The organism is Pseudomonas sp. WT-JTC, assembly GCF_056711565.1.
In genome coordinates, this window is the sequence record NZ_CM160042.1 from 6,540,211 (window position 1) to 6,553,278 (window position 13,068).

Annotated in this window: 12 protein-coding genes; 6 read left to right on the forward strand and 6 right to left on the reverse strand. The window is 60.5% G+C overall.

Features of this window, described 5'->3' with window-relative positions; translation table 11 throughout:
- Positions 1-130: 130 nt before the first annotated feature.
- Positions 131-1,429, reverse strand: a complete 1,299-nt coding sequence (locus tag AC06G5_RS29825) for an MFS transporter (protein ID WP_413423289.1) — start codon at positions 1,427-1,429, stop codon at positions 131-133.
- A gap of 364 nt (positions 1,430-1,793) precedes the next feature.
- Between AC06G5_RS29825 and AC06G5_RS29830 the strand changes: the two genes are divergently transcribed.
- Together AC06G5_RS29830 and AC06G5_RS29835 are read left to right on the forward strand one after the other, a co-directional pair.
- Positions 1,794-2,198 carry an acyl-CoA thioesterase gene (locus tag AC06G5_RS29830; RefSeq protein ID WP_007942704.1) on the forward strand — a complete coding sequence of 135 codons (405 nt, stop codon included), beginning with the start codon at positions 1,794-1,796 and terminating at the stop codon, positions 2,196-2,198.
- Between the two features lie 67 nt (positions 2,199-2,265).
- Positions 2,266-3,165, forward strand: coding sequence for a D-hexose-6-phosphate mutarotase (locus AC06G5_RS29835; protein ID WP_413423287.1), 900 nt, complete (start codon positions 2,266-2,268; stop codon positions 3,163-3,165).
- A gap of 116 nt (positions 3,166-3,281) precedes the next feature.
- On the opposite strand, the gene AC06G5_RS29840 is transcribed toward AC06G5_RS29835, so the two are convergent.
- The 5 genes from AC06G5_RS29840 to AC06G5_RS29860 form a co-directional block, all read right to left on the reverse strand.
- Positions 3,282-3,818, reverse strand: a complete 537-nt coding sequence (locus tag AC06G5_RS29840; RefSeq protein WP_413423285.1) for a DUF3299 domain-containing protein — start codon at positions 3,816-3,818, stop codon at positions 3,282-3,284.
- Positions 3,819-3,905: 87 nt separating this feature from the next.
- Complete coding sequence (locus AC06G5_RS29845) at positions 3,906-4,151, reverse strand: GlsB/YeaQ/YmgE family stress response membrane protein (RefSeq protein WP_003229635.1); 246 nt, start codon at positions 4,149-4,151, stop codon at positions 3,906-3,908.
- A gap of 107 nt (positions 4,152-4,258) precedes the next feature.
- Positions 4,259-5,341: a 5-(carboxyamino)imidazole ribonucleotide synthase gene (locus AC06G5_RS29850; protein ID WP_413423283.1), complete on the reverse strand. Its 1,083-nt coding sequence runs from the start codon at positions 5,339-5,341 to the stop codon at positions 4,259-4,261.
- Between the two features lie 11 nt (positions 5,342-5,352).
- Entirely contained in the window at positions 5,353-5,844 is a 492-nt protein-coding gene (gene purE, locus AC06G5_RS29855) for a 5-(carboxyamino)imidazole ribonucleotide mutase (protein ID WP_413423281.1), read from the reverse strand.
- A gap of 343 nt (positions 5,845-6,187) precedes the next feature.
- Entirely contained in the window at positions 6,188-7,105 is a 918-nt protein-coding gene (locus AC06G5_RS29860; protein WP_008045548.1) for a LysR substrate-binding domain-containing protein, read from the reverse strand.
- 180 nt (positions 7,106-7,285) lie between these two features.
- On the opposite strand from AC06G5_RS29860, the gene aspA reads away from it, so the two are divergent.
- The 4 genes from aspA (at position 7,286) to AC06G5_RS29880 (ending at position 12,967) form a co-directional block, all read left to right on the forward strand.
- The gene (aspA, locus tag AC06G5_RS29865; RefSeq protein WP_003229645.1) at positions 7,286-8,710 is read left to right on the forward strand and encodes an aspartate ammonia-lyase; all 1,425 of its coding nucleotides are present in this window, start codon (positions 7,286-7,288) and stop codon (positions 8,708-8,710) included.
- 530 nt (positions 8,711-9,240) lie between these two features.
- The gene (locus AC06G5_RS29870) at positions 9,241-10,692 is read left to right on the forward strand and encodes an alanine/glycine:cation symporter family protein (protein WP_413423278.1); all 1,452 of its coding nucleotides are present in this window, start codon (positions 9,241-9,243) and stop codon (positions 10,690-10,692) included.
- Between the two features lie 100 nt (positions 10,693-10,792).
- Positions 10,793-11,797: an asparaginase gene (locus AC06G5_RS29875; protein ID WP_480458726.1), complete on the forward strand. Its 1,005-nt coding sequence runs from the start codon at positions 10,793-10,795 to the stop codon at positions 11,795-11,797.
- Between the two features lie 174 nt (positions 11,798-11,971).
- Positions 11,972-12,967, forward strand: coding sequence for an AraC family transcriptional regulator (locus AC06G5_RS29880; RefSeq protein ID WP_413423274.1), 996 nt, complete (start codon positions 11,972-11,974; stop codon positions 12,965-12,967).
- Positions 12,968-13,068 lie beyond the last annotated feature (101 nt).

Below are 13,068 nucleotides of genomic sequence, written 5' to 3' on the forward strand. Positions count from 1 at the left end.
TGAAATATGACAATTGGATGAAAGGCCAGCACTCCACTTGGAAGGCTGGCCTTTCAGTTGTAACTATAAATGTAGGAATTGGAGGGATTTAGCCGGAAAAGCAGCGCGCACCGTTGCCACTACTAACGGATCAACGGCCCTTCTTCCAGAGCCAGGCCCCCACCAGAATCCCGACCCCACACAGCACCGCCACATAATAAGCAGGCCCCATCGCACTCTCCTTGAGCAACAGGCTGACGATCATCGGCGTCAGGCCGCCGAAGATGGCGTAGGCCACGTTGTAGGAGAACGACAAACCGCTGAAGCGCACCACGGGCGGGAAGGCCTTGACCATCACGTAGGGCACCGCGCCGATGGTGCCGACCAGCAGACCGGTCAGGGCATACATCGGGAACAGCCAGTCGGGATGATCGGCCAGGCTGTGATAGAAGGTCCAGGAGCTGGCCAGCAATGCCGTACAACCGAACACGAAGACCCGTCCTGCGCCGAATCGGTCCGCCAGTGCGCCAGCGATGATGCAGCCAAAGCTCAGGAACACGATCGCCACGCTATTGGCCTGCAGGGCGGTAGTCGCCGGGAAATGGTGGACCGTCTGCAACACGGTCGGGGTCATCAGGATCAGCACCACGATGGCGGCAGACAGCAGCCAGGTCAGCAGCATCGAAATGGCGATGGCACCACGATGGTCACGAAGCACCGCACGCAGCGGCACCTCTTCGGCCAGGGCCTTGCGCTGTTGCAGCTCGGCGAACACCGGGGTTTCATGCAGCCAGCGACGCAGGTACACCGAGAACAGACCAAACACACCGCCAAGCAGGAACGGAATCCGCCAGGCGTAATCCGACACCTCCACCGGGGTATAGAGGCTGTTGATCGCCGTGGCGACCAGCGAGCCGAGCAAAATGCCCGCCGTCAGACCGCTGGTCAGGGTGCCGCAGGCGTAGCCGACATGCCGCTGCGGAACGTGTTCGGAAACGAAGACCCACGCCCCCGGCACTTCACCGCCAATGGCCGCGCCCTGGATCACCCGCATCAACAGCAACAGGATGGGTGCCCACATGCCGATCTGCGCATAGGTCGGCAACAAGCCCATGATCAGCGTCGGCACGGCCATCATGAAAATGCTCAGGGTGAACATTTTCTTGCGCCCAAGCAGGTCGCCGAAGTGCGCCATCACGATGCCGCCCAACGGCCGTGCCAGGTAGCCGGCGGCGAAGATGCCGAATGTCTGCATCAGGCGTAGCCACTCAGGCATGTCCGCCGGGAAGAACAGCTTGCCCACCACCGTGGCAAAGAACACGAAGATGATGAAGTCGTAGAACTCCAGCGCACCGCCCAGGGCAGACAGCGATAGAGTCTTGTAGTCGCTGCGGGTCAGCGGACGTGCGGGTTGGTCTGGCTGCGCGATGCTCGAGGGCGCTGTGGTCATGGCAAGGGCTTCTCTTATAGTCGGATCTGCAACCTCAACAACGCTGGCGGAGGTTTGGGCAGGTCCGGCACGATAGCAAATTGTTCGAAAAAGCACATAGAGGTGCGTTTTTGACGGTCAAAATGAGAACCGGACGGTCGTCGTGGAGTCTACCGACCGATATACTCGCAGCCTTGCTCCGGTTTTTGAGGGGTTGCTGTGCGAAAACGCCTGTCAGGTTCATAGGCGATTTCGCAGAGTTTCCCTTTAGGCGCCTTATGGAAAACGTGACGAACGTAGTATGTTCGGTGGTGAATCGTTTTTCCCGAAGACGGCTACCACCAGCAATACCAACGAAGAGTCACGGGTCAGAGGCACCCCCGGCATGATAGAGCTCGAACAAGAAGATCCGATCCCGCAAGGCGACCTGGCCTTGCAAATTACCGCGCTCCCTCGCGAAACCAATGGCTTTGGCGATATTTTCGGCGGCTGGCTGGTGGCGCAGATGGATTTGGCAGGTACCGCGATGGCCAGCAAGGTCGCCGGCGGGCGCGTTGCCACCGTTGCGATCGACCGCATGGCGTTTCTGGTTCCGGTGGCGGTGGGCGCGCAGCTGTCCTTTTATACCCAGGCCCTGGAAATCGGCCGCAGCTCGATCAAGATGATGGTCGAGGTCTGGAGCGACGATCCACTGTCCAGCGAGTGGCGTAAAGTAACGGAAGCGGTGTTTGTGTTCGTTGCCATCGACGGCAGCGGTCGCACCCGTTCGGTTCCGCCAAGGGCTCGATAAGAGCTTTTAAACCTGGTAGCCGTTTTGCGGTCGATAGTTGTCCACGTTACTGATCGAGAGCTGTCCCATGAGCACGCCCAATGTTGAAGCCGTAAAGCTGGATGAACTGAACTGCTGGCGCATCCGCCACGGTCAGGCCGAATTGCTGGTAGCCCAGCAAGGCGCGCACATCCTCAGTTATCAACTGGCCGGCCAGCCGCCGTTGATCTGGCTCAACGACGAGGCCGTGTTCAAGACCGGCAAGAGCATCCGTGCCGGCGTGCCGGTGTGCTGGCCGTGGTTTGGCGTCTTTGAGCGCAATCCGCAAAGCGTTCAGGCAATGCGCGTCAGCAAGGAAGCACCGGCGGCTCACGGTTTCGTGCGAGCGATGGATTGGGAACTGGGTGGCATCGAAGCCGAAGGCGAAAGCCTGAAGGTCGAATTCCTCCTGCCCTACCCCGAAGGCGGCTTTCCCGGCTGGCCACACCAGGTGGAATTGACGCTGAGCATTCGCCTCGACGAGCAATTGCACATCCATCTGATCAGCCACAACCGGGGTGCTGAAACCGTCAGCATCAGCCAGGCGCTGCACAGTTATTTTGCCGTCAGCGATGTACGTGACGTGCACGTCGAAGGCGTGGACGGCCTCAACTACATCGAAACCCTGGACAACTGGAAAACCGTTACCCAGACCGGTGACCTGCGCTTTACCGGCGAGACCGATCGCATCTACCTCGACGCCCCGCCGCAGCTGAGCATCGTCGATCCTGCATGGGAGCGACGCATCGTACTGACCAGCAGTGGATCGCGTACGGCGGTGATCTGGAACCCGTGGGTCGACCGCGCCGCTGCGTTCAGCGACATGGCCGACGACGGCTGGCAGCGCATGCTGTGCATCGAGACGGCGAACGTGATGGGCGATGTAGTGAACCTGAAACCAGGGGCAAGCCATACGCTGGGCGTGAGCGTCAACAGCGCGCCGCTCTAAGTAACACCTAAAACCAATGTGGGAGCGGGCTTGCCCGCGAAGGGGTCATAACATTCAACATCATCGTTGGCTGTTACACCGCCTTCGCGAGCAAGCCCGCTCCCACATTTGCATCTCTACAAGTCGGACTCTTTTACGACTCTGACCTTCTCCGCATCCAGCGCATACGCTGCATCGGCCAGGTCATTGCTGACCTTCTCGATCTTCAGCGTACCGGTCACCCACAACGGCGTGTAGATGTCGTTCAGCTTCAGGCCTTTGGGATAACGCACCAGCACCAGTTGGTTGGGCGGCGGTGGTGGCACGTGGATACAGGCGCCCGGGTACGGCACCAGGAAGAACAATGTACTGTGCCCCTTGGCGTCGGACTCCAGCGGCACTGGATAACCGCCGATGCGGATGTTCTTGTCGTTCATCGACGCAACGGTCTTGGTCGAGTACATCACCGCCGGCAAGCCTTTGGCCTGTTTCATCCCACCCTTGTCGGTGAAAGTGCCATTGGCTTCAGGGGAGTTGTGGTCGATTTCAGGCATGGCCTCGAGGGCCTTCTGGTCCGACTTGGGCATCAATTCGAGCCAGTCGGTTTCCGGCAGTTCGCCGGCATGGGCAAGGCCCGAACCCAGTAAAACAAGAGTCAACAAAAGACGGCGCATGAAGGTGCTCGGTAATTGGAAGAACAGGAAACGCCGAGCATTCTAGCCCTCCCGGCCGGATTGGCGGAGAGGGCTTTGTCGCCTGGATCAGTTCTTTTTGATCAGTCCGTAGATCACCAGCAACACAATGGCACCCACCAGTGCACCGATGAAACCTGCACCTTGGCCAGCCTGGTAGATGCCCAAGGCCTGACCGCCGTAAGTGGCCGCCAGCGAACCGCCGATACCGAGCAGAATCGTCATGATCCAGCCCATGCTGTCATCGCCCGGTTTCAGGAACCGTGCCAGCAGACCGACGATCAAGCCGATAAAGATGGTTCCGATAATTCCCATGGCATTCCCCTCTCAATGAAGTAGCTATTCGAAAGCCTAGTCAGACTTTCGCAACCTGCCATGAGAGAACGGCGCAACCGGAAGGTTCCGCCGCAACCAGATAAAAACTATTCGGCGATCAGTGCTTCAACCTTGAGAATCTGGGCCGTCAGCGTCTCGCGGTCTGCACAACGAAGGTTGGCATGACCGACCTTGCGGCCGACCTTGAACGCCTTGCCGTAGTGATGCAGATGGCAATCGGCGATGGCCAGGACTTTCTCGGTCTCCGGCACTTTACCGATGAAGTTGACCATCGCGCTTTCACCGACCTTGGCAGTCGAACCCAACGGCAGACCGGCAACGGCCCGCAGGTGGTTCTCGAACTGGCTGCACTCGGCACCTTCGGTGGTCCAGTGCCCTGAGTTGTGCACGCGCGGGGCAATTTCGTTGGCCTTGAGGCCACCGTCGACTTCAAAGAACTCGAACGCCATCACACCGACGTAATCCAGCTGCTTGAGCACACGGCTGGAGTAATCTTCGGCCAGGGCTTGCAACGGGTGATCGGTGCTGGCCACGGACAGCTTGAGAATGCCGCTTTCGTGGGTGTTGTGTACCAGCGGATAGAAGCGGGTTTCACCGTCACGGGCACGCACGGCGATCAGCGAGACTTCACCGGTGAACGACACGAAGCCTTCCAGCAGGCAGGCCACGCTGCCCAGTTCGGCGAAGGTGCCAATCACATCTTCTGCCGTGCGCAGGACTTTCTGACCCTTGCCGTCGTAACCCAGGGTACGGGTCTTCAGCACCGCCGGCAGACCTATGGAGGCCACGGCGGCATCCAGGTCGGCCTGGGACTGAATGTCGGCGAACGCCGGGGTAGGAATCCCCAGGTCCTTGAACATGCTCTTCTCGAACCAGCGATCGCGAGCGATGCGCAGGGCTTCGGCGCTCGGGTAGACCGGGACGAATTGCGAGAGGAACGCGACGGTTTCCGCCGGGACGCTTTCGAACTCGAAAGTCACCAGATCGACTTCATCGGCAAGCTGACGCAGGTGATCCTGATCGCCGTAATCGGCCCGCAGGTGTTCGCCCAACGCGGCTGCGCAAGCATCCGGCGCCGGGTCCAGAAAAGCGAAGTTCATACCCAGCGGAGTGCCCGCCAGCGCCAACATGCGACCCAACTGGCCGCCACCGATTACACCGATCTTCATCGTCAACAACCTCAGGCGATGCGTGGGTCTGGATTTTCCAGGACGCTGTCTGTCTGCTCAGCACGGAAAGCTTTCAGCACCGTGTGGAACTGCGGGTGCTTGGCGCCAAGGATACTCGCCGACAGCAGCGCGGCGTTGATCGCGCCCGCCTTGCCGATGGCCAGGGTGGCGACCGGGATGCCGGCTGGCATCTGCACAATCGAGAGCAGCGAATCAACGCCCGAGAGCATCGCCGACTGCACCGGCACGCCCAGTACCGGCAAGTGGGTCTTGGCCGCACACATGCCAGGCAAGTGGGCTGCGCCACCGGCACCGGCAATGATCACCTCGATGCCACGCGCCTCGGCTTCTTCAGCGTACTGGAACAGCAGGTCCGGGGTGCGGTGGGCAGAGACCACTTTCACCTCGTAAGGGATGCCGAGCTTTTCCAGCATATCGGCGGTGTGGCTAAGGGTGGACCAATCGGACTTGGAGCCCATGATCACGCCAACCAGTGCACTCATCGTCGTGCCTCTTCTCTCTGGGCGCCCGCAGGCGCGTCAAAAAACAACAAGCCACGCAGGATGCGTGGCTTGATTGTACGAATTATGGCCGGTCGTAACCGGCCGAAGGCCGCGCAGTATACCGCAATACGGCAGATAAACAGCCCCCGTCACGACCATCTGTCATACGGCGCAAAGTCCCGGTTTTATTGACCTGAAGGTCAGCCAGCGAACCTCACAAATCTTCCTGCAGGAGCGAGCTCGCACGCGATGGTCGTTAACGATGACGCTGGAAGCCTGACAGCCCGAGGCGCTCTCAGGTTCATCGCGAGCGAGCTCGCTCCTACAGGGGCTTTCATCGTGTTCAAGAACCGGTTGTACCTTGCGCCGCCCCACCCTCCAACTTGCGCCACAACAACCGCACATTCGCCTTGCGCACCAACGCGCAGCGATACAGACGAATCTCCAGCGGCACATGCCATTGCGGGCCGCCACAGACCACCAGTTCACCGCGCGCCAGTTCGGCGCGCACGCTCAGTTGCGGCACCCAGGCGATACCAAGGCCTTCCAGGGCCATGCTTTTCAGGCTGTCGGCCATGGCGGTTTCGTAGATGGTGGTGAAACGTAGCGCCCGTTGCCGCAGCAGCATGTTCACCGAGCGGCCGAGGAACGCACCGGCGCTGTAGGCCAACAGCGGCACGCTGCCCTCGCCTTCCAGATCGAACAGCGGCTTGCCATCGGCATCCGCCGCACACACCGGCAGCATTTCGGTGTGCCCCAGGTGCAGTGACGGGAAGATCTCCGGGTCCATCTGCATCGCCGCATCCGGATCGTAGAACGCCAGCATCAGATCGCAGCCGCCTTCGCGCAGCGCATGCACCGCGTCGCCGACGTTGGTCGCCACCAACCGCGTGGCGATGTTCAAGCCTTCGTTGCGTAGTTGGGCGATCCAGCGCGGAAAGAATCCGAGTGCCAATGAGTGAGCGGCTGCAACTTGCATGACTTCGCCCTGACCACCTTCAAGGTGATGAAGATGACGCAACACTTCACCCAGTTGTTCGACCACGGTGCGCGCAGTGACGAGGAACAATTGTCCCGCCGCTGTCAGCTCCACCGGTGTACGCGAACGGTTAACCAGGGTCAGTCCCAGCGCGGCTTCAAGGCTGCGAATCCGTCGACTGAACGCAGGCTGCGTCACAAAACGCCGCTCGGCTGCCTGGGAGAAGCTGCGGGTGGCGGCCAAGGCACTAAAGTCCTCCAGCCATTTGCTTTCCAGATTCATCACGCCCTCCCGGACACGCACCAATTTAGGTCACACGCTTGCCGTCAACACGGCGTCACACGGGCATTATGCCGAATGTGCATAGGCCAGTGTTTAACAGCATTGGCCCAAAATTTCGTACAAGCCTAGCATTCACAGCGTTCCGGCACAGACCGGGTCCATATTGAGATGATTTCTATCATGTCCTCCGCTGCATCATTCCGCACAGAAAATGACCTGCTTGGCGCTCTCGAAGTACCGGCTCAAGCGTATTACGGTATCCAGACCCTGCGAGCGGTGAATAACTTCCGCCTTTCGGGCGTTCCGATTTCGCACTACCCGAAACTGGTTGTCGGTCTGGCCATGGTCAAACAGGCCGCCGCTGACGCCAACCGCGAGTTGGGTCACCTGAGCGAAGCCAAGCACGCAGCCATCAGCGAAGCCTGTGCACGTTTGATCCGCGGCGACTTCCACGAAGAGTTCGTGGTGGACATGATTCAAGGCGGCGCTGGCACTTCGACCAACATGAATGCCAACGAAGTGATCGCCAACATCGCGCTGGAGGCCATGGGTCACCAGAAAGGCGAATACCAGTACCTGCACCCGAACGACGACGTGAACATGGCGCAGTCGACCAACGACGCCTACCCGACGGCGATCCGTCTGGGTCTGTTGCTCGGTCACGATGCTCTGCTCGCCAGCCTCGACAGCCTGATTCAAGCATTCGCGGCCAAGGGTGAAGAATTCAACCACGTCCTGAAGATGGGTCGTACCCAGCTGCAGGACGCCGTTCCGATGACCCTGGGTCAAGAGTTCCGCGCTTTCGCCACCACGATGGGCGAAGACCTGGCCCGTCTGAAGACGCTGGCTCCGGAACTGCTGACCGAAGTGAACCTGGGCGGCACCGCGATCGGCACCGGCATCAACGCCGACCCGCGCTATCAGGCCCTGGCAGTACAGCGTCTGGCCCTGATCAGCGGTCAACCGCTCGTTCCAGCCGCCGACCTGATCGAAGCCACCTCCGACATGGGTGCCTTCGTGCTGTTCTCCGGCATGCTCAAACGCACTGCGGTCAAGCTGTCGAAGATCTGCAACGACCTGCGCCTGCTGTCCAGCGGCCCACGCACCGGCATCAACGAGATCAACCTGCCGGCACGTCAGCCAGGCAGCTCGATCATGCCAGGCAAGGTCAACCCGGTAATCCCGGAGGCCGTGAACCAGGTTGCGTTCCAGGTCATCGGTAACGACCTAGCGCTGACCATGGCAGCCGAAGGCGGCCAACTGCAACTGAACGTGATGGAGCCGCTGATCGCCTTCAAGATCCTCGACTCGATCCGCCTGCTGCAACGCGCCATGGACATGCTGCGCGAGCACTGCATCGTCGGCATCACCGCCAACGAAGCGCGCTGCCGTGAACTGGTCGAACACTCGATCGGTCTGGTCACCGCACTGAACCCGTACATCGGCTACAAAAACGCCACCCGCATCGCCCGTATCGCCCTTGAAAGCGGCCGCGGCGTGCTGGAACTGGTGCGCGAAGAAGGTCTGCTCGACGAAGCCATGCTCGCCGACATCCTGCGCCCGGAAAACATGATTGCTCCGCGTCTGGTGCCTCTGAAGGCATAACCCGACGCATCACCTGAAGCACCGCTCACCAGGTCGAGGGACTAGACACCTCTCACCTTTTGAGGGCTTGGAGATCAATCTCCAGGCCCTTTTTTTTAACTGTTTGCCGGTAAAAACCGTATGTCCGGAGACTGACCAGTGTGGGAGCGGGCTTGCTCGCGAAGGCGGCAGCACATTCAACAATGACGTGTCTGATACACCGCTTTCGCGAGCAAGCCCGCTCCCACCAAGAGCAGTTCCCACATAGCCTGACAACAAGAATGTCAGGTGTTTCAAAGGATTCGTTTTACCGAACGCACCACAACCGTGCAGACGGACGGCACTGTCATCGGTATAGTGCCGCCCCTCTTCGCGTGAGCGGTCGTCGGTAGCGAGACCACAACCCATGCGAAACCCGAACTAATAACAAACCCGCAATATGAAACCGGGACGAACTTCGAACCGCCCTTAGTGCCGTGCGCCAAGGGGTGTAACTCGATGTGTCTACCCGGCCAGCATTTGCCTACACAAAAAACAGCGAGGAATAATCCATGCTCGAAGTCATTAACGACTTCCTCTCAGGGAAAGTACTGATCGCGCTCATTGTCGGGCTCGGTAGCTACTTCACGATCCGCTCGCGTTTCGTTCAACTGCGCCACTTCTTCCACATGTTCGCGGTGTTCCGCGACAGCCTCAAAAGCAGCGCCGGGCAACTCAGTTCGTTCCAGGCCCTGATGCTCAGCCTCGCCGGCCGCGTCGGCGCGGGCAACATTGCCGGTGTCGGCATCGCCGTGACTCTCGGTGGGCCGGGGGCGGTGTTCTGGATGTGGGTGACCGCACTGGTCGGCATGTCCAGCAGCTTCTTCGAATGTTCCCTTGGCCAGCTTTACAAACGCACCGATGCGGACGGCACGTTCCGTGGCGGCCCGTCCTATTACATCCAGCATGGCCTGCAAAAACGCTGGTTGGGGATGATCATGGCGTTCCTGCTGCTGATCACCTTCGGCTTCGCTTTCAACGGCCTGCAATCCCATGCCGTAACGCACTCGCTGAACAACGCGTTCGGTCTGGACACGACCTACACCGGCATCGGCCTGGCCGTACTGCTGGGCCTGGTGTTCATCGGCGGGATCAAGCGCATCGCCAAGGTCGCTGACCTGCTGGTACCGGTGAAAACCCTGGTATACATCGGTGTGACCATCTATGTGATCGTGCTGCAGTTCGACCAGGTGCCGGGCATGCTGATGACCATCGTCAAGAGCGCCTTCGGTCTGGACCAGGCCTTTGGCGGCCTGATTGGCAGCGCGATTATCATGGGCGTCAAGCGTGGCGTGTTCGCCAACGAAGCGGGCCTTGGCAGTGCGCCGAACGTGGCGGCGGTTGCGGCGGTCGAGCACCCGGTGGCACAAGGTGTGGTACAGGCGTTCAGCGTGTTCCTCGATACCTTCGTGATCTGCACCTGCACCGCGCTGCTGATCCTGCTCTCGGGCTTCTACACCCCGGGCTTCGAAGGCGACGGCATTGCCCTCACCCAGAACTCGCTGGCCGCCGTGGTCGGTGACTGGGGCCGGATGTTCATCTCCGTTGCCCTGGCGCTGTTCGTGTTCACCTCGATCCTCTACAACTACTACCTGGGCGAGAGCAACCTGCGCTTTTTGATCGGTGAAAACCGCAAGGCACTGATGGGTTATCGCGCACTGGTACTGGTCCTGATTTTCTGGGGCGCCATCGAAAACCTCGGCACGGTGTTCGCTTTCGCCGACATCACCATGACCATGCTCGCGTTCGTCAACCTGATCGCGCTGTTCCTGCTGTTCAAGGTCGGCATGCGCATCCTGCGTGACTACGATGACCAGCGCGCTGCTGGTATCACCACGCCGATATTCGATTCGAGCAAATTCCCGGATCTGGATCTGGACCTGAAAGCCTGGCCGGCGAACCCGCCAGCCGCCGCCACCAAGGCTCAAGCTGAGCCGCAAGGCGTACCCGCAGCGCAACGCTGATCGGTAAAAACCGGGCGCATCCCCTGCGCCCGACGTGACACAGCTTGCGACCGGCGTCATGCTCGGTCACAAGCTGTCATAGTTTATTGGAGAACCTCCCATGAATGCCTCGACCTACCCTGCCGCCCAGCACGTCATGGTGCTCTACACCGGCGGCACCATCGGCATGCAGGCCGGCGCCCATGGCCTGGCCCCGGCATCCGGTTTCGAAGCGCGGATGCGAGAGTATCTGCACAGCCAACCCGAGCTGGTGGTGCCACAGTGGCGCTTTCGCGAGATGTCGCCGCTGATCGACAGCGCCAACATGACCCCGACGTATTGGCAGCAGTTACGTGAAGCCGTGGTCGATGCGGTGGATGTTCAGGGCTGCGACAGCGTGCTGATCCTGCATGGCACCGACACTCTGGCCTACAGTGCCGCCGCCATGAGCTTCCAGTTGCTCGGCCTGCATGCCCGCGTGTGCTTCACCGGTTCCATGCTGCCGGCCGGCGTCACCGATAGCGACGCCTGGGAAAACCTCGGCGGCGCGCTGGTTGCACTGGGCCAGGGCCTCGCGCCGGGCGTGCATCTGTACTTCCATGGCGAACTGCTGGACCCGACCCGTTGCGCCAAGGTACGCAGTTTTGGCCGTCATCCGTTCAAGCGACTGGAACGTCAGGGCGGTGGCGTGAAAGCGCCTTCGCTACCAACACCGTTGAATTACAACCACCCCGGACAATTGGCGAACGTCGCGGTGCTGCCACTGTTTCCCGGCATTAGCGCCGAGGTGCTGGATGGTTTGCTCGACAGCGGCATTCAGGGCCTGGTGCTGGAATGCTACGGCAGCGGCACCGGTCCGAGCGACAACCCCGGGTTTCTCGCCAGCCTCGGCCGTGCCCGGGACAAGGGCGTGGTGGTGGTTGCCGTTACCCAATGCCATGAAGGTGGCGTCGAGCTGGATGTCTACGAGGCAGGCAGCCGGTTGCGTGGAGTTGGCGTGCTATCCGGTGGCGGCATGACCCGTGAAGCGGCGTTCGGCAAGTTGCATGGGTTGTTGGGAGCCGGACTCGAAACTGCCGAGGTTCGCCGTCTCGTTGAACTCGACCTCTGCGGCGAATTGAGCTGACACAGTACAAATCCCTGTAGGAGCGAGCTTGCTTGCGATGGTCGTTAACGATAACGCTGGAAGCCTGGCACCCCGCGGCGCTCTCAGGTTTTTCGCGAGCAAGCTCGCTCCTACAGGTTCCTCGCTCGGCATGTAACTTGCTGCGCTCCAGCCATCCCAAGGCTGGAAGTCCTTATGCTCCACTCCCACCTCACCACGCTCAATGCCGTTTCCCTGGTCCTCGATGCCTTCAAGGCACAAGGCTTGTCCAGCGAAGCGCTGCTGGCCGGAAGCGGCATCAGTGCGGCGGATCTGAACCGCGCCGACACGCGCATCACCACCAATCAGGAAATGCAGGTCTGTGCCAATGCCGTCGCCCTCAAGCGCGACATCGGCCTGGAACTGGGCCGACGGATGCACGTCTCCTGCTACGGCATACTCGGTTACGCCCTGCTCACCAGTGCCACCTTCGGTGACGCTTTACGTCTGGCGATGCGTTATCCGGCGCTGCTGGGAACACTTTTCGAACTGAGCCTTGAAGACGATGGCGAGCGCATCTGGTTCGCCGCCGCCGATTACCGCGAGAGCCCGGCCATGGCGGTGTTCAACGCCGAGTTCTGCCTGGTGTCGCTGAAGGTCACCTGCGACGACCTGCTTGGCCATCCTCTGCCCTTGCTCGGCGCACGCTTCGAACATGCCGCGCCCGACTACGAAACAAGCTACGCCGAACACTTCGATTGCCCTGTGCACTTCAGCGCGCGCAACAACGCCTTCGCCTTTGACAAGCGCTGGCTCGACCAGCCGTTGCCGCTGGCCGATGTGATCACCCATCAGGCCATGGCCGAACGCTGCCGCAAACAGAACATCGAGTTCACCGGGCGCCAGGCCTGGCTCGGGCGGATTCGCCAATTGCTCAGCGCGCAATTGAATGCGGCACCGGGGCTGGAGGGTCTGGCCGAGCAGATGAATTGCTCGGCGCGGACCTTGCGCCGGCATCTCAAGGACATGGGTTGCAGTTATCAGGAGTTGCTCGACGAACTGCGTTTTGAGCAGGCCAAGCAAATGCTTTGTGAGGACCAACTGCCGATCTATCAAATCGCCGAGGCCCTGGGCTTCAGCGAGACCGCCAGTTTTCGCCATGCCTTTGTGCGCTGGAGCGGTGTTGCGCCGAGTCAGTTCAGGCCGCATTGACAACCCTTGCGCCAACAAGGGGCGAATTTCGGTCAAATGTTTTGGCCACATCGATCCCCTTTTGGCCTTTCCTGCCGTTCTCCTAAACCCTGCGCACCGCA

What these genes read in the sequence shown, in the direction of transcription:
- AC06G5_RS29825 (WP_413423289.1), bottom strand. Translation starts at nt 1,429, where the DNA reads ATGACCACAGCGCCCTCGAGCATCGCGCAGCCAGACCAACCCGCACGT.
- AC06G5_RS29830 (WP_007942704.1), top strand. Translation starts at nt 1,794, where the DNA reads ATGATAGAGCTCGAACAAGAAGATCCGATCCCGCAAGGCGACCTGGCC.
- AC06G5_RS29835 (WP_413423287.1), top strand. Translation starts at nt 2,266, where the DNA reads ATGAGCACGCCCAATGTTGAAGCCGTAAAGCTGGATGAACTGAACTGC.
- AC06G5_RS29840 (WP_413423285.1), bottom strand. Translation starts at nt 3,818, where the DNA reads ATGCGCCGTCTTTTGTTGACTCTTGTTTTACTGGGTTCGGGCCTTGCC.
- AC06G5_RS29845 (WP_003229635.1), bottom strand. Translation starts at nt 4,151, where the DNA reads ATGGGAATTATCGGAACCATCTTTATCGGCTTGATCGTCGGTCTGCTG.
- AC06G5_RS29850 (WP_413423283.1), bottom strand. Translation starts at nt 5,341, where the DNA reads ATGAAGATCGGTGTAATCGGTGGCGGCCAGTTGGGTCGCATGTTGGCG.
- purE (WP_413423281.1), bottom strand. Translation starts at nt 5,844, where the DNA reads ATGAGTGCACTGGTTGGCGTGATCATGGGCTCCAAGTCCGATTGGTCC.
- AC06G5_RS29860 (WP_008045548.1), bottom strand. Translation starts at nt 7,105, where the DNA reads ATGAATCTGGAAAGCAAATGGCTGGAGGACTTTAGTGCCTTGGCCGCC.
- aspA (WP_003229645.1), top strand. Translation starts at nt 7,286, where the DNA reads ATGTCCTCCGCTGCATCATTCCGCACAGAAAATGACCTGCTTGGCGCT.
- AC06G5_RS29870 (WP_413423278.1), top strand. Translation starts at nt 9,241, where the DNA reads ATGCTCGAAGTCATTAACGACTTCCTCTCAGGGAAAGTACTGATCGCG.
- AC06G5_RS29875 (WP_480458726.1), top strand. Translation starts at nt 10,793, where the DNA reads ATGAATGCCTCGACCTACCCTGCCGCCCAGCACGTCATGGTGCTCTAC.
- AC06G5_RS29880 (WP_413423274.1), top strand. Translation starts at nt 11,972, where the DNA reads ATGCTCCACTCCCACCTCACCACGCTCAATGCCGTTTCCCTGGTCCTC.